Source organism: Kocuria sp. CPCC 205263 (assembly GCF_040981075.1).
In the GTDB taxonomy this organism is placed as follows: Bacteria; Actinomycetota; Actinomycetes; order Actinomycetales; family Micrococcaceae; genus Kocuria; species Kocuria rosea.
Genome location: NZ_JAVKPV010000006.1, coordinates 291,242 through 308,926, shown reverse-complemented (window position 1 = coordinate 308,926; position 17,685 = coordinate 291,242). Strand labels below are relative to the sequence as shown.

Here is a 17,685-nt window from a genome sequence, read left to right as displayed (position 1 = left end):
GCATGGTGCAGACCTATACCGCACCTTCGTGGACCCCTGCGCTGCGCAGTCTCATGACGGGCATGACTGATAACCAACCAATAGAGCTGTTGCCGACGCTGGCGCTCTTCAACAACAGCACGCCTGTCAGTGAGGATGATCTCGCCACCTGGGTCCGAGACGCCTACGAGAATGACTCGACGCTGACACAGATGCGGATTGCACTCGCGGGATGGGACGCGTCCCAGTCCGCCGACCTCGCGGGCACCCCGAAGACTCAGGATCGACGTCGTGCGGTGTACGAAAAGCTTGGTCTGGCCGGGCCTGCGCTGGTGGCGATCGACGGGCGTATCCCGGTCGCTGAAGAGGCAGACATCGTTATATCTGACGAATTCACCAGGTGGTATGACGCTGCCCGCGCTGAGCGCACCACCGTCTACTGGAACCACTACAGCAACTATCTGCGCGACAAGAAGGGTTGGGGAGGTGAAGCAATTGCCTCTCTCGACGAGGCCTCCACCCAGGTCGTCAAGCGGCTTTCGGACCCCTGCCGAGCTGATGCAAAGCGTTCGAAAGGACTTGTCGTCGGATATGTACAGTCCGGCAAGACGGCCAATTTCACCGGCGTGACGGCGAAGGCGATCGATGCTGGTTATCGGCTCGTGATCGTCCTGACCGGAACGATCGAAATTCTCCGCGCCCAAACACAGCGCCGCATGGACATGGAGCTGATCGGTGTCGAGAACATCCTCGCGGGCGGCGACGTGGACGACCCGAACGTGCAGAAGGAACAGGACTACCTGACCGACGAAGATTGGATCAGGGGCAACTTTGTCTCACACGGTCCTGCATTGGAGCAAGACAACGTTCCCGCTATTCGACGCGCGACGACGCTGTACAACGACTACCGTCGTCTGCCCCAAGGGATTTCGCAGTTCCGTTTTTCGCGCGCAGACAGGACCAAGCCCCTCAACGCCCGGGAGAACTTACCGGGGACCGAAGCTTACGTCGCGATCGTGAAGAAGGAGTCGAACCGTCTCGGTCAGCTGATTCAGGACCTCAAACCACTGAAGGATCGACTCAAAGAGCTGCCAGTGCTGATTATCGACGACGAAGCCGACGTCGCATCGCCCGACACCACTGACCGAAGGTCGCTTAAGGCCACCACCAACGCTGGTAAGCGTACGGCGATCAACAAGAAGATTCGCGAGATTCTCGACCTTTGTCCGCGCGCTCAGTACGTCGGTTACACTGCGACACCGTACGCCAACGTGCTCATCGATCCCGGCGACGAGATTGACCTTTTCCCCACCGACTTCGTGATCTCGCTGCGCCGCCCGCCCGGTTACATGGGCGTCCAAGAGTTCCATGACGTAGGCACCAGCTGGGACGGTGAAGATCCCACGGTAAAGACCTCAAACGAAAAAGCCCACATTCGATATCTCGAGGGCGATCCCGAGGACGATGTTCTCACACGAGATCACGAGCTGCGCGAAGCCATCGACGCGTGGGTCCTGTCAGGCGCCATCAAAAAATACCGTCAGGAGACCGAAGGGCTTTACTTCAAGCACCACACGATGCTGGTGCACGAGTCGGTGAGAACCACTGTCCACGCGGACGCTGCCTCGGCTGTGCGCGTCGCTTGGAAGCAGGCAGCTCACAGTACTAGCGCAGGACTCACGCGTCTGGAAAAACTCTTCCGCGAAGACTTCCAGCCTGTCATGATGGCTCGTCCGGATGGCCACCATGTCCCGAAGACTTTTGAGGAACTGGAGCCTTACATCGGCGAGGTTTTGCAGGAAATCAGAAAGGACTCTGATCCCGTACTCGTCGTGAACTCGGATAAGGAAATCCAAGCCAACCAGAAGGCTTTGGACTTTCAGGCCGACAAGGTGTGGAAAATTCTCGTCGGCGGCACACAACTCTCCCGCGGGTTCACAGTCGAGGGGCTCACCGTGTCTTACTACCGACGGAAGGCCGGCCAGGCCGACACACTAATGCAGGCTGGCCGTTGGTTCGGATTCCGCCATGGTTACCGCGACCTGGTCCGCCTGTACATGCCGGAGGAACTCTACCGCGCCTTCGAGGCATTATTGATCGACGAGGAGCATTTCCGGGCCGAGCTTCGCAAGTTCGAGGGACTCGATGAAAACGATAAGCCTCTGATGCTCCCGGTTAACATTCCACCGAAGGTGCAGCAGAGCCTCGCCTGGCTGAAACCGACCGCCCGCAACAAGATGTACAACGCAGTGATCGCGTCTGAAGCCACGACCGGCGGATTCAAGGACCTATATGGAATCCCCACCTCAACCACGGCCCTGCGCAAGAACCTCACCGATGTCGGCATCCCTTTGTTGCAGCAGGCGACGACTCTTATTGAGGTCCCGCGCCACCGTGGCCCGGCTCTGCCATTTCGCATTGGCACCATGAGCGGTTCGGCGTTTGTCGAACTGCTCGACAGGCACGTCTGGCAGAAGAAGTGGGCCGTTTCCTACTATCCAACTTTCAGATTTCTTCGCACCGCAACGGACGACGGCCGGATCAAAGAATGGGTGATCGTCTGGCACCAGCCCGAAGGAGTTGAGGACATGAAAATCGAGGGGCTCGGCATCGTCCCTGTAGTAAGACGTTCACGCCGCGAACGACTCGACTTCCCGGGTTCCGATCGCAAGCACGCCAACTCGGTGCTGCCGCTGGCCCAGGGCGTAGGTCTAGCGGGCCTGTCGCCCTTGGCAGGCCGGGGCGTTGTCATGGCTTACCTCGCTTATGATCCAAAATTGGCCAGCAAGCCAACGAGCGAGGATCTGTTCGTCCTGCTGTCTGTTGCCATGCCCGACGCGTCCGTCCGGCAGGCCAGTGACAAGATCTACTGGGCCGTGGAAGCCCCGCACGACAAGCTGAAAGTTCTCACCGCCGAGTGATAGGCCGGGTCCAGGGGGCCCGGTGGCTGCAGGGCCCCCTGGGACCACACGCTCATGTTTGCAGTTCTCGTGATGGGTTGCTGGTTGCGACAACACCTGTCCGGGAAAGCGAGAGCGGTTCAACAGTCAAAACGGGCGTGGCACGTGGGCCAGCCCGCTCACGAACAGTTGTGCAGTGCCTGCCCGTCGTTGGTTTACGCGCTTATGACTTCATCATGACATCCACTACTTGTTCTGTCCGACTTTCGTGGAACTATTGACCTAGCGGTAGCTTATGCAAATTGCACCGCCCCGACGCCGCCGTTGATCTGTGAGGTACACGTGAACTCCATTGACTGGAGCAGCCCCGAGAGCCCGCTTGCCGAGTTCGTCAGGGCGGAGACCGCCAGAAACATCGCAGCATTCAGAGCGCAGCCACGTCTCCTCAAGGAACAGTCGAACATTGAGCAGACTGTGGTCGAAGGCGGATACAACAAGAAACAGATCAATGAGCTGATCCAGAATGCGGCGGATGCCATGGACGGCCTGGAAGGACGAATCGAAGTCGTCCTGACCGACACCTACCTGTACTGCGCGAACGCAGGTGCTCCGTTTCAGCGAAGCGGTGTGGCGTCACTCCTCATGTCCCACTCCTCGGAGAAGACGGGCAATGAAATCGGCCGGTTCGGGCTGGGCTTCAAATCGGTGCTGGCTGTGACCGAGTCGCCTGAGGTCTTCAGCCGCTCGGTGTCCTTCCGGTGGGACAAGGAAGAACTGCGGAAGCGTCTCGAGGAAGACGGCGTACGAGCAGACCAGGTGCCGGCCCTGCGCGCAGCAGTCCCAGTTGATCCGACCGATGCCGCAGATAGTGACCCGGTACTCGGCAACCTCATGGAATGGGCGAGCACGGTTGTCAGGCTTCCTCTCTTACCGCATGCCGGTTGGCTTTGGTCGGAGATGCAGGCATTTCCTGGGGAGTTTCTGCTCTTCTCCGACAAAATCGGCACATTGGTGCTTTCGGACCGGCGCTCCGGTGAGCAAATCGTGTGGACCGCTAATCGCAACGGGGAGAACGGCATCGTCAGCCTCGCCCGCAACGGGGAGTCAGCCGATTGGCAAGTGTTTTCGTTGCGCCACGAACCTTCCGAGTCCGCCAAGGCGGAAGCCGGTCATCTATCGGCACGGAATGACATGACCGTCACCTGGGCTGTCCCTCGCAAGCGTCGAAACCGTCGCGGACAGTTGTGGACTTTTTTTCCTACCACGTCGGAAACGTCGCTGACGGGCATCGTCAACGCCCCGTTCAAGATGAATGAGGACCGGCACAATGTGCTGGCAGGCCTCTACAACAAGGAAATCCTGACTCGCACTCTGCCGCGTGCAGTGGCGGGCGCGCTCCCGTCACTCCTCGATCCGAAGGATCCGGGCAGTGTTCTGGATCTGCTCCCCGCGCGCGGAAAGGAAGCTCAGAGCTGGGCTGACGAGACTCTCAATCAGGCGATCATGGAGGCTGTGGCCTCGAGCCAGTCCATCCCGGATATGGCGGGCAAGGCCCAGCTACTGGACCGCCTTCGTGTGCCGGACATGGCCGCGCACGGGGACGACCAACCTCTTGTCGAAGAGTGGTATTCCCTCGCGGCAGCACAGGGCATCACCAACTGGATCCATCTGACCTGCATCAACCACAAGGACCGCAACGCCACCCTGACCCGTCTGCTCGGTATCCGGAACCTCGGCCGAAAAAATGTGCAGGTATGGCTGGAAACCCTTTCGGATCCTGATAACTTCGACGCGCTCGAAGCTGTCCTCGGACTCGCAGTAAAGATCAAGAAGAGTTATCCGGAGCACCTTGTCGCGATGCACCAGAGCCGCATCGTCCTGGACGCCTCAGGTGAACTGCGCCAGCCCATCGTCACGGAGATGTCGCTGCCGCTTGGCACCGCCGCCGAGGAGAAGGGCAACAAGGCAGTCATTCATCCCGCCTTCGTCGCCCACGGGCGCTCCCGTCGTCTTCTGATGGATCTTGGCTTCAACAACATGGATGCTGCAGGGCAACTTAAACGTCAGCTCCTCATCGCGGTCAGGAACTCGGACAATGCAACTGCCATGGAATCCGCTTGGCGAATCTCTCGTAATGTCCGTGAACGAGGACATGTCGCGGCACTGTTCACCGATGTCCTGCCGAGAAGCATCATTTTCGTCCGCTGTTCGGACGGACAGTGGCGGCCGATCGATCATGTCTGGGTTCGCGGTGGGCTCTTTCCCAATGGTCACGTCCATGACGCCGACTTGCTGGTGGACGAGCAGTTCCACCGCCACGACATGGACGTTCTACGCCGATTGGATATCCGGCAGCAGCTCGCCGCGGAGGCACGCACTCGTGATGCGAAGGATCCGACCTATGCCGTTTGGGCGGATTCCGTAGCCAAGGAGCTGATGAGCGAGTTAAAGGAGGAGGGCGTTCCTGTCGGCCGCCACCACATTTCCTTCGGGCAGGTGAGCCTGACACCGGGCCTTGAACGTTTGAGGGGCGCCAGCGCGCCCCTCCGCGCACGCGTCACTGAAACCCTTCTGGGGCGTCCTCACTTCCGGACCTCGCCCAACATTGCCGGGAACTACGTGTCCAACGTGGACGACGTGGACCAGCCGGATCTGTGGTGGATCCACCAGTACGGCGTTCTGCGGACTCCTTACGGTTTGGTTCCGGCAAAGACCTGTGTCGGGAATGTTGACGGCTTGCCGGCAGACGTGCTTCCGACGCCAAGCGATCCACGGGCTCACACGTTGTTGCGTTTGCCCACAACGATCGATGGAATCGACTGGTTGCAGCTTTTTGACCTCGCCGCCCGGGCTCTATCTATCGACAAGCTTCACGAGCTCTATGCACTGGCAGCTCAGCACGGGGTTCGTGCTCCGGCCGACATTGCTGTGGAGCACGAAGGGCAGAAAATGCTCGTCGCCATCGCCAGTTGTTCGGTGACCAGCTCCCGTCGCACGTACGACCATCTTCGACAGCCGCCGGCCGTGCAAAAAATCGTGTTGGTCGACTCCGCTTCGAAGGCTGCCGCCCTGTCGGAGAGCTGGGGTCTGGCCTTGCGCCAGATTTCCTTCACCACGGCTGTGGATTTCTCCCCGGCCGCGGCGTCCGAGGCTCTCACGGAAGTACTCCCCTACCTGCCCAAGATCGTCAAGGGCACTTCCCGCCTCCAGGTCCAATGGTGCGAGAAACTCGCGGTTGTGGAGTCGAACGATTTCGACGACGTGCAGGAGTCGACCGACTTGACCGAGCTGCTGGAGGACAAAGTCCTCTACATCCGGCGACGGCGGAACATCGACAACCTTCTCGCCGCACTGATCAAGACCAATGGACTGCGTGTCACGGTTACGGAGATCAAGCTGAAGCATGCTCAGATCGAGCAGGAAAGGAACCGCACGGACAAACCTCTGGACGAGCTCCTGGCGGATCTTCTCGGTCGAAACGCCCTGGAAAGCCTCGTCACCCCCTCTGTTCTATCCATGATTGAGAGCATGCGAGAGCATCCACTGACGCCGGGCGAGCTGTTCGAAGTGGCGCGCTCGATCCACGGCGTGGACCTCCTCAAAGAAATCAAGAAGCACTTCACGGGGCTAGCCACCAGAGAGTCCGAAATGATCCCCGCCGGGTCCACGGTCTGGGACTTCCTGACAGAAATCATTGGGACCGGCTCAGCTCCCAAGTCACCCCCGCCTCTTCCGCGGGAAGAGGTACTCGGTCCCGTTGTTCTCAATCCGCTGCACGACTACCAAAAAGACGTCAGCGAGAAAATCCGCGCCCTTCTGCGAGGCGAAACATCACAACGGCGTGGTCTCCTGATGCTGCCGACCGGCGCGGGAAAGACACGCGCCATGACGGAGTCTCTCGTCAGACATGTCGCCGAGACACCGGGGAATTTTGTCGTGGTGTGGTTGGCGCAAACCACGGAGCTGTGCGAACAGGCCATTGATTCATGGAAGTACGTGTGGCAGGCCATCGGCGCTGCCGGCGAACGAATGGTGGTCAGTCGATTCTGGGGCGGCATGGCGGACGCAACAGAGTTCGAGGATGTGAAGTTCCACCTTGTGGTCGGGACTCCCCACACCACCGTCCGCATCGCGGATGCGGCTTCGAAAACTACCAACTACGCATGGCTCTTCGGCGCGGACATCTTGATTTTCGACGAAGCACACGGAACCACGGCACCTTCTTACACGAAAATTCTCGAGGCATTCGGGCGAAGCCACCGTCAACGAACGAAGCCGCTCCTGGGCATGTCCGCGACGCCATTCAAGGGCACCAACGAAGAAAGAACAAAACAGCTGGTCAATCGATTCGGCGGCTACCTCATTCAGCCTTCGCAGTTCACTTCGGAGACGTCCCACGAGTATCTTCAAAATCTAGGGGTGCTTTCCCGAGTACGTCACGAGATGATCGACGGCATGGAGCTTAGACCCACTCCAATGAATACACCCATACGGAACAACGATGAGCCGATGGCGATGAAGGAATTGCAGTTGGATCTTAAGGCTGTGGCCGCCAATGAAGGACGAAACAAGGCCCTGATCGAGGACATCGTCGAGCGCAGAGCCCAAAGCTCTTCGATCGTCTTCGCAGCCTCTGTGGATCACGCCCAAGCTCTTGCCGCCACGCTGACATACATGGGCATTAAGTCCGCATCCATTTCGGGGGAAACGTCAGGAGCAGCCCGCCGCGCAGCGATCGAAGACTTCCGAAGAGGAAAGATCCGAGTCCTGACGAACTACAACGTCCTATCCGAGGGATTTGATGCACCGGGGGTGGACACCGTTTATGTCGCGCGCCCGACATTCTCACCCAACCGTTACCTGCAGATGGTTGGGCGTGGTCTTCGCGGCCCCAAGAATGGCGGCAGTGCATGGACCACGATCGTCAATGTGCAGGACAACGTCGAACAGTTCGGAACAGTTCTGGCATTTGGCCACTTCGACTATCTGTGGGACCCCGACTACGCCGATGTTTGAAGAGATCCCCGAGACGACGGGCCGGGCAACCGGGCGAGGGACCTCACCTCGCTCGCACACACCTCTGCAGCGGCTGGTACAGCGCAGACAGTCACTTCGGGCGAGGGAAGGTTCAGCTCTTTCGAGGTCTGTGCGGGTGCAGGCGGGCTCGCCCTAGGTCTTGAAGAGGCTGGGTTCGATCCCGCTCTCCTCATGGATATTCGAGAGGAGCCGTGCGAGACGCTCCGCATCAATCGACCTGATTGGAGCGTGCGCTGCACGGATCTCCTGACCTTCGATCCCGACGAACATCCCGAAATCCATGGGATCGACCTCCTTGCGGCCGGTTTACCGCGCGTCCAAGCGGCGGCCGCAGCCAATCGCCCTCGGGGCAACGACAAAGAGCTGGAGCTTGTCAGAACAACCATGAAACTGGTCAGTTCGATTCAACCTCGCGCCGTTGTTGTCGACAACGTCCCTGATCTCGCGACGGCAGACGTCTACGAACCGATCCGCGCACAAGTGCAGTCCGAGCTTCAGGAACTGGGCTATCAGTACAGATGGTTCAATTTGAACGCCGCGGACTTCAACGTTCCCCAGGATCGCAGACACGGTTTTCTCGTAGCGTTCAAAGACGCTCTCATGGATGCTTTCGAGCTCCCTTCTCCTTCAAATCGACCGCCGCAGACGGCCGGCGAAGCCTTGCTGAATTCGATGGCGTCCCGCGGTTGGCCAGACGCAGAGGAGTGGGCACGTCAGGCCGACAGAATTGCGCCGACTCTGGTCGGTGGCTCCTGGGAGCGCGGAGGTGCCGACTTGGGACCGACAGGATCGAAAAAGGCGTGGGCGCGCATGGGGGTGGACGGTGGGACGGTCGCGGATACCGTGCCGGGGCCTGATTTCAGGTGGCAACCCTCTGCGGGACGCCCGGGCATGATGCCGCTGACCACTTTACAGGCGGCCCGGCTCCAGGGCTTCCCCTCGGACTGGCACGTCGCAGGGCGCAAGACGGCCAGGTACCGCCAGGTCGCCAATGCCACACCGCCTCCCCTGGCTCGCGCTGTTGGTCATTCCATTGCGATTGCCCTGGCCTCCGCCTGTGGAACGCCGACTCAGCACCACCCAAATCGGAGATAACATCGGACATCATGACTCTTTCGCAGCCGGCAGTCTCCGAGCCGTCCCCGGTCCGCATGGTTGATCTCTTCGCCGGTCCCGGTGGCCTCGACGTGGCCGCCCATTGGTTGGGAATCTCGGTTATCGGGATCGAATGGGACGAGGACGCGTGTGCGACTCGCCTCGATGCTGGCCTCGAAACTGTACAGAAGGACGTCCGCCGTAGGTCTCCTGGTTATTTCCGGGATGCATCCATGCTTGCGGGGGGCCCCCCATGCCAGACCTACACGGTAGCCGGCACAGGCAGCGGACGTAAGGCGTTGGATCAGGTCTTGCACTTCGTCCGGCGAATGGGCGACGGAGAGAAAATTACCGAGGACGTCGAAAGGCTGGACGATGTTCGGACGGGATTGGTCTTGGAGCCGCTTCGCTGGGCATTGGCCGCTGACCGTCGTGGGTACCCCTACTCGACCATTGTTTTGGAGCAGGTACCGGCAGTCCTGCCCGTTTGGAAAGAGATAGCCCGGGTTCTTGAATCCATCGGCTACCACACTGCTACCGGTCTCCTTCATGCGGAAGAATTCGGCGTCCCGCAGACTCGTAGGCGAGCCATTCTGCTCGCCGCGAGGGATCATCCGGTCGAGCTGCCCCGGCCGACGCATCGCCGATACCGCAAGGGCATCGGACAGCGTGAGGGAGACCCAACGCTTCTGCCCTGGAAGTCCATGGGCGAGACGTTGCCCGATCGGGGTCCCTTCGAGGTCGTGTCCAACTATGGCACTGGAGGCAACCCGCAGCTCCGGGGCAGGCGAAAGTTCGATGAACCGGCGGCAACCGTAACGGGAAAGGTGTCCCGGAACCGTCTCATCGTGCCCGCAGATTCCAATCATCTCGTGTCCGCAGACCCCGATAATGAACTGGAGCGGTTCAGCCTCACCGAAGCAGGCTTGCTGCAGACTTTTCCGATCGACTATCCCTGGTCTGGCCGGAACGTTGCGCAGCAGATCGGAAACGCCATTCCACCCCGTCTGGCCGCACACGTCCTCGCGGCAGCGCTCGGCGGTGAACTCGAGGATCCATTCCTGGATGAAGTCGTCGTCGGAAAATGGGCCGAAACGAGAGAAGGCGCTCCCTTGGCGCGCGGATTCCGGAAAGTAAGCCGTTGCACATCTGACGGCGACCTCGCCGGCGATCAGTGCACGGACCTCGCGACAGTGTGAGCATGGCTCAAGCCATGCCGAAGACCGTGGCCTCTCCTACATCTCCACGTGCTCCCCTCATGGTGGAAGCGATAAGTGCCACGGCAGCATGGCGCGCCGGACGTTTCAGCTCCTGATCGGTGCGGAGTTGATTCACTCGATTATGGCTCCTGTTCAGTTGAGCAAGGCTGCCAACCCGCCCTGCAAGTCCCCGTGCTTGTCGTCGAACTTGCCGACGACGGACACACGGTCCAAGTAGATGTTGCGGTGCTCGCAACTGGTCTCGGGTAGCAGCAGGCAGGCGTGGCATGCGGCGAGATTCAATCCGTCGGTGCCGGAGGGGCCGGATTCGGAGCAGACAGGGTCGTTCGAGCACCACTCTGCCCGGGAGATGGCTGCAAGAAGGGCCTTCGCGAATCGCTCCTCTTCAGCGAGGCGCGCGAGTCCCCCGAGACTGCCCGCAGCATCTGACGATGCGGTGTAGATGAGGAAGCCCGCCTGCCCCGATTCGGCATAAATGCGCTCGCGCATCGAGCCGACTGGATAGCCTGCATTCAGGCTCAGTTCCTGTAGGAGGGCGTGCACGAGTGAGTGGATCGCGATGAACCGAGGTGTAGGCGACTCCACCGTCGGAGCGCCGGACTCGGTCGCCCTCCGCTCCAGCGACTCGGCTAAGATGCGCCGGCGATCCAGTGCGGCCTGACGCTTTTCCCAGTCGGCAACGGCTTCTTCCTGGAGCCGCACGAAGATGCCCTCGCCGAGGACTTCGGTTCCGGGAAGCCAGTTCTGGTAGGTCTCACTCAATTTCGCCAGCTGCGGGTTAATCGAATCGGTGGGCATCGGACTCACGCGTGAGAACCCGTGCAACGCGCGGACCTCACGCAGTCGCGTGACCTTCGAGATCTGTTGCACGAGGGACTCGACCGACGGTGCGACATCGGCTTCGATGCACTGGAACGTGTCGAGCGGTCCTCCGTCGTTGCCGGCGATCAGGGCCCGGTACTCCTCCTCGCGCAGGTCGAGGTCCGTGGCCTGCGCCGTGGTCTGGAGTCCTCGGCGTTGACGGATGACGTCGATGACGCCGTCGACCGACAGCCCGGCGTTAGAGGAAGAGACAATCATTCCCGGCAGTGCAGCTCCAAGGGCCGTCTCGGGAATGTGCTCGAGCACTGCCCAGTGCTTCGTGACGAACTGCGCACTCGGACTCGACCACGGTGGGATCGAGATGCTCGAGCGGACGGCGCTGAACCATACATTTGAGGATCCTCGCTGGAGAGCGCGGAGCGGCTTTTCGCACTCCTGATCGGCCGCTTCAGGTAGCCACGGGCGCTTGCCGCCACACCGCTTGATCTCGATCAGGGCGTGTCGGGAGACGGCACCGTCGAGCGAGAACGGCTTTACACCGCATGAGCACCTGATGACGATGTCCGCCAGCGACGATGACGCGCCTCTTGCTTCGAGGGTGAGTCGATGCACCCCGCCCGCCGCGATACCCGATCCGCGGTGCACCCATTGGAAGTACGGGAAGTCCTCGATGTGTCCGTTCTCGCAGCAGGCGACGAATCGCGATGGAGTCAGGTCGCGGAGGCAGTCCGCGCACTGCATCTTCTTGGCATCGAACTTCCAGAAACGGTCCAACCGTCGGCATTTCGGACAGTAGTGGTAAGTGGGAAATCGGACGACGGGCATGTCTCCCCTCCGCCGGCCTGTGGACGGCGCGCGGAATGTGTGCACACCCAATGATCGAGCGAGCCGCGGCTCCTCGACCGGAGGGCACCAATTCTCGTACCACTCGTCTGTCCCGCAGATCATGTAGCTCTGTTCGCCGGAGGGGAAGAGGGACCCGATGCCGTATGTCGTAACGAGCTGGCTCTGCCGAGCCCGGGGGAGGTCACTGGTTGCCATCTCCGGCCACCGCCTTCGTCTTCCTGGTGGAAATGATCTGCAGGGTGCTTTCACGATCGACGTTGCGCAGGCTGGTGAGCGTCGGCCACGGCGGGTCGAGCGGGGGGAAGATTTCGGCGAGCGGCTCGCCCGTCGTGTCGTCCATCCCACTCGCGCCGGCTGGGCTGATGAGGCCCCGGGCGTCATTCTTTCCGAGTGCCCACCGCTGATACTTGAGGACCAGTCCGTTCTCGGTCGCGTTCTGCCACGCCGCGATGAGCTTGTCGAGCGCCTCGCGGACCTCGGCTCCGGTGCCGGGCTCGACCTTTTCCGCCCGGGTCACGATGACGTCGACGATGCGCGCGAGCTCCCCGGACTCAAGGGGGACCTTGACCGACAGGTCATCAGCGGACCCGCTGATCGTGTGCCTTGCAAGGATTATCAGGAGGCCGTGTAAGCCGCGGTCGAGAGCCCGCGGGGCGAACGGTGTCACCCCGGTCGCTTCCACCTGCTTGTAGAGAGCGCGGTGATACGACGTGAATGCCTCGTAATGGGAAAGGTCACGCGAGCGTGAAGCGTTGTAAAGGGTAAACACCAGGCCTGGATATCGACGTCCGACCCGGCTCGTGGCCTGGATGTACTCCGAGGTCGTTTGAGGTTGCCCCATGACGGCCATCAAACCCAGGCGGTCCACGTCGACGCCCACAGAAATCATGTTTGTCGCGAGCACTATGTCCGGGCTTCCGGGGTCAGGGTATGCCGTCTGGAGAGCATCCAGTTCCAGAGGAATCTCGCTCGACTTCTTTCGGGAGGTCAGTTCACGTGGATCGCGGGTCTCACGTGCCCCGGATCCCAGGCGTTTTGCGACGACTTTGATGCGGTCACGGACGTCATCGATCGACTGAATGTATGCGGCGCCCAGGACTCTGAGGCTGTTGAAGTACCCGAGCAGCGTCCAGTAGGCGTCCCGCACTTCAGGCTCCGTGTCGAGATCCTCCGCGCCCTGGAGGAGAGCGGCATAGGTGCGCACGAGGAGCGTCGCATGGCTGGTGCTCGGGGCCATCAAACCCACGTAGCGGCGAGTGCCCTTGACTGCTGGTGGAGCGTCGACGGCGAAGAAGGAATCGCCGGCGTCGACCCCGGGTGGCGGGAACTGCCGTGCGTTTCGGGCGAACACGGCGTGCACCTGTTCGCCCGCGCGACGGATCGTTGCCGTGGATGCCACCAGCTTCGGGCGGGCGCCCGATGCAGTGTCTGTGGCCAGGTGGTCGATTGCGGTTTCATAGAGACCGACGAGCGTGCCCAGGGGGCCGCTGATCAGGTGGAGCTCGTCCTGCACGATGAGATCCGGGGGCGCGTCGTAGCCGGAGCCGAAGAGTTGACCGCTCTTGGCCCTCCAGGCGAGCATGGCGAACTTGTCGACGGTCCCGATGACGAGAGACGGACGCGCCCGGTAGACATCGGAGTCGACGAGGTGGACGGGGAGTCCGGTGCGGAACGGACACTGTGCGTCCGCGCATTGGACCGTCACTTCGTCCTTGTGGACGTCGGCGTTGTAGTTCCTCGTTCCGAGGCGGGTACCGCACCACGGGCATCGCAAGAGCTGAACCGGGTCCCCGCCGTCGCCGGGATCCTCATCATTCAACCGCTTCTTCAACGCGGTGGCGGCGTCCTTCGCGTTGTTGGGGGTGGCGCCCTGACCGACCCAGAGGCCGATGGAGAAGGGCTCCTTGCCGACCATGTCCTGGGCACTTCGCCGCCAGTCCTCCAGGGCGCAGATAAGGCCGGAGGCGCGCTCGAACTGTTGGAGGGTGAGCAGCCGGAGCGTGTAGCGCATGAGGACGCCGACGCCCGCACCGGCGCCGTCTTCACCTGCACCGCGGAGTCGACGATGCACCAGCGTGAATGCGATGAGACCGAGATATGCCTCGGTTTTTCCACCACCCGTCGGAAACCAGAGGAGGTCGGCGACATCTCGATCTTCGCTGGCAAGATCGACGAGGCCTTCGAGGTTGAGCAGAATGAACGCGATCTGGAAGGGTCGCCACTCACCTTCGATGTCGGGCGGGGTCTTCGCACCCTTTCGGATCATTTCCTGCCGCACGCGCTGCTGTTGCATCACGATGTTCATGACGCGGAAGGCGCGGTCGGCATTGGGGTCACGGGTCAGGAGATCGATGCCGTGCCGCATACGGACCGCGGCCTGGCGGGCCTCCTCGACGTGCTGCTCTGCGGTTCTTGCGTGCTGCTCTTCCGCTTCCGATGACTCCGGGAACAGCTCGGGGACCCTCTCCGACTGCTCTTCGATCCATGTCTCGTAGGTGTTTACGAGACGATCCAGCGGCTCGTAGACACCCGGCTCCGCGAGCGTCTTCATGCCCAGCCCGGTGACGTCGTTTCTCTCCGCCTGTGCGAGATGTAGATCGTGTTCGGGGAAGAATGTCGTCCCGACCGTCGTGACCTTCGATCCCTCGTCCCAGGTGACGGCCACACCATGCCCGACAGCCAGGTGCCGCTGGGAACGGTAGAGCAGCTCACCGCTGCGTTCGTCAGCATCCATATGGGTGAGAACACGATTCGGCCTCCGGTCCGCGAACTCGCCATCGAGAGCGTGTACCCGAAGCGCTGGTCGAAACCAGCACCACATGTCGGCCCGACCCTTGTACGGCTTGGTGAAGGTGTTGACCAGTACCAGCGTCGCATTCACAACCTCATCGCGAGCGGGACGGACGACGACACGCAGCTCCAGCCCGTCTGTGAGCTTCACGGTGCTTGTCGCACCCGGTACGACGTCCAGGTCCACATTTCGAGGGCCGAAAGGGATCCGATGCCAACGATGACTCCGTTTGCTGTGTCCGCGGTCAGCGACCTCTGGCTCTTCCTCGGTTCCGTCATCGAGATCGGCACTGTCCTCCGGCTCGTAACGGTCGGCCTCGACCTCGACCGTGATACCCCTGGTCGCCTCGGTCAGGCCGAAGGTCAGTCCGATTGTCGAGGGGTATCGGAGATTGGCGAACGAGACTCCCGGGTCGTAGTCCGCGTCGGGGGCCGCCCCTGCCTCGTCCTCCGGCATTTCATTGGCGGCCTCGATCTGCGCCTGCGTGCCGTCCGCAGCGCGGGGGTGAAGGATGCCGACGATGTACCGCTCCAGGGGCTCCTCCGTGAGGAGCTCATCGTCTGCCGAGCCGTGGAGGTCGGCGATGACGGACTCGACCATGCGTTCTCGTGCGGTGTACCAGGGATCGAAGTCAGTCTTCATCGTTTCTGCTCCAGTCGATTGTGAGAATGCCCGTGATGACCGGTGCGAGCCACAGCCCGTGGCGTCCAACGGCCCCCGGCTGAGGATCGCCCGCCACGGTCGCCACGGTCTCGACACGAGCGCCGCTCAAGCCGGGCCACGGCCTCTCTGTTTTCTCACGTGGGCCGATCCGCGCGGCAAGATCCTCGCCGTACGCCACGGACGTCCGAGCGATGACGACATCGTCGTGAACCACGTCATAGACCGGATATAAGGAGGTCGAAAGACACGGGTCCAGTACAAGCTGAAGGGGATCACCCGGTTTCACCCGTGTCGCGAGGCGCTCCTGGGCAAGCCTCGGATCAATGCCGCCCGGTTCGTCCCGGTCCACGTCACCGACCCGCATCTCGTATCCGAAGGTCTGCCACTTCTGCCACCCGCCGCGGTACCACCGTTCCGTGTGCAGATTACGTGCCTTGAATCGACGCAACGACCTGTCATCTGGGCCATCTGTTCGAACGATATGGTGGCGGGCCCGCGTGAGTGCCACGAACCTGGTGCGGGCGCTTTCGGAGGGGCTCTCATCGTCCTTCCACCAGGGCTTGTCGGGGAAATCGACGATGACAACGTTGTCGAACTCAAGCCCCTTGGCCCGATGCACTGTTGAGACGAGGACCGGGCCGGAGGGCTGGTCCAGGAGGTCGGGCAGCAAGGCACGCTGGGTGCGCAAACGTCTGGCGAGCTGCGGGATGTCGACCTCGCTTCCTTTGCCGCCAGCAGTGCTCCTGAGTACTCGCCAGACTGCCGCCGGACTCAGGTCAAGTGCCATTTCGGCGAGAGACGCCTTCAGCTCATCCTGATTAATGGTCTTGGCGGGCGCGTCTGCCAACAGTCGAGCGATCCAGCTGGCGAGCACCCGTTGCTGGACGGCTCGTCGCACGACGACGGGAAAGCCTGCCTCGGCGATCTCCTGTGCAACGAGCATGGCCTGTCCGTTGTTGGCAGTGAGGAATGCCGTGGTGCCGCCCCATGTGGGAGCAAACTTGAGGACGTGTCCAACGGATCCCATGAACACCACACCTGATTCGAAGTCATCGAGCTCTTCAAAACGAGCCTCATCGAGGACTGCAGTGCGGAGAATTGCGACATCGCGCGCATCATCACTTATGGCCCTGTACTGCCCTGCCAGCTCTTTCGTCTCGAAAGCACTTTCCTGGGAGACGCGGTGGAGCAGCTCCTGGAACGTCATCGCGGAAAGCGGTTTTCGACCTTTGGTCGGCGAGCGGAGTTGGAAGTCATAGATGCCCTGTGCGGGGTCGCCCAGAAGGCTGACGCCCCCATCCTCGGGGAGCGAGTCGATGATCGCCATCAGAAAGTCCGCGCGGATACCCACGACATCCTGCACTTCGTCCACGATCAGGTGTTCGATGTCGGCGAAGCGCTCCGTACTTTCGTCATCCTCGCGGAGAAGACGCACAGCTCGGTCAATGCGCTTGTCGAAGTCGAGGGTTTCAACCTCCACATCGTCCGTAGCGGCCAAAATCTCACCGGCCAGGGAATCCATCGTCTGGACGGTCACCGGGGCGATGCCACGGGCGCGCAATCGGGCGTCAACGGTATGCACCGCTGCGTTTGAAAAGCTGATGACGAGAATACCGTCCGTAGGGTCAACGTCCTCTTCGGTCACGAGGTGTTCGACGAGCGCCGACACCACCTCTGTCTTGCCGGAACCCGGTCCTGCGATGACGATCTGCTTTTCGTCGGCCTCGACCTCGACGGCCGCGAGCTGACTCTCGTCAAGCACAACGTTCTTCACATGGAGATGCTCTTGCTGAGTCGCCGCCATGGTCTACCTGCCTCCCGGATTCTCTGAAGACATAGTCACAGGACCCACTGCGCTCAGCCGGTCTTCCGGACGGGGAGAACAGGATCCCAAAGATTTCCGTTTTTCCGGGCACCGCGAGGACGCCTCATAGTGAACGTTTGCTACTCGCGCAGGCTCATACGTGCTGCAGGCGCCCCAAGTCACGCAACAATGCATCCATTCACTCTAGCGAAGTCCGTTCTGATGACTTCACATGCCACTCCGCCGGGGCACGCACTCCGCAATATGAAGTCGCTTTCCAAGATCGCCTTGACCGCGCCTTGCTTCACTGCACGAAAGTCACCCGCCAGCTCTGTCCAGCTGTCCTGCTGGGGGGGGGGGGAGAGAGCCATCCTGCAGGAAGGCCAGAGGGCCAGGCCTGAACAGAAAACGCTGGTCAGGTCGAATAATCGCACAGAGCGAAATTTCGCTGCACTGGCGTCTCCCGACTTCGGACGCCGTGCCCGGGACGCCAAAGGCTGGAGAAATCACCCTTCTGACCAAGTGAGC

General features: G+C 61.3%; 7 protein-coding genes and 1 pseudogene. 5 read left to right on the top strand and 3 right to left on the bottom strand.

Annotation, left to right across the window (positions count from 1 at the left end):
* Window positions 1-2: 2 nt before the first annotated feature.
* The 5 genes and pseudogenes from RF647_RS12065 to RF647_RS12045 all read left to right on the top strand — a co-directional run bounded on the left by RF647_RS12065 (window position 3) and on the right by RF647_RS12045 (window position 10,210).
* Window positions 3-2,900, top strand: coding sequence for a Z1 domain-containing protein (locus tag RF647_RS12065; RefSeq protein ID WP_368811901.1), 2,898 nt, complete (start codon window positions 3-5; stop codon window positions 2,898-2,900).
* A gap of 321 nt (window positions 2,901-3,221) precedes the next feature.
* On the top strand, window positions 3,222-7,895 hold the full coding sequence (locus tag RF647_RS12060) for a DEAD/DEAH box helicase (protein WP_368811900.1): 4,674 nt from the start codon (window positions 3,222-3,224) through the stop codon (window positions 7,893-7,895).
* A gap of 126 nt (window positions 7,896-8,021) precedes the next feature.
* Window positions 8,022-8,549, top strand: a pseudogene (locus RF647_RS12055) (DNA cytosine methyltransferase); the annotation flags it as partial.
* Window positions 8,550-8,588: 39 nt separating this feature from the next.
* The gene (locus tag RF647_RS12050) at window positions 8,589-9,011 is read left to right on the top strand and encodes a DNA cytosine methyltransferase (protein ID WP_368811964.1); all 423 of its coding nucleotides are present in this window, start codon (window positions 8,589-8,591) and stop codon (window positions 9,009-9,011) included.
* A gap of 11 nt (window positions 9,012-9,022) precedes the next feature.
* Window positions 9,023-10,210 (top strand): DNA cytosine methyltransferase, encoded by a 1,188-nt coding sequence (locus tag RF647_RS12045; protein ID WP_368811899.1) that lies wholly within the window; start codon window positions 9,023-9,025, stop codon window positions 10,208-10,210.
* A 153-nt stretch (window positions 10,211-10,363) separates the two neighbouring features.
* Here RF647_RS12045 and drmB read toward each other — a convergent pair whose 3' ends face one another.
* The 3 genes from drmB to RF647_RS12030 are packed head-to-tail and all read right to left on the bottom strand — an operon-like array spanning window position 10,364 to window position 17,127.
* Window positions 10,364-12,094 carry a DrmB family protein gene (drmB, locus tag RF647_RS12040; protein ID WP_368811898.1) on the bottom strand — a complete coding sequence of 577 codons (1,731 nt, stop codon included), beginning with the start codon at window positions 12,092-12,094 and terminating at the stop codon, window positions 10,364-10,366.
* A complete protein-coding gene (locus RF647_RS12035) occupies window positions 12,081-15,332 on the bottom strand; it encodes a helicase-related protein (protein ID WP_368811897.1) in 3,252 nt (1,083 codons plus the stop codon). The genes drmB and RF647_RS12035 overlap by 14 nt, the downstream gene beginning before the upstream one ends.
* Entirely contained in the window at window positions 15,322-17,127 is a 1,806-nt protein-coding gene (locus RF647_RS12030; protein ID WP_368811896.1) for a UvrD-helicase domain-containing protein, read from the bottom strand. Before RF647_RS12030 ends, RF647_RS12035 begins: the two co-directional genes overlap by 11 nt.
* Window positions 17,128-17,685: the final 558 nt, after the last annotated feature.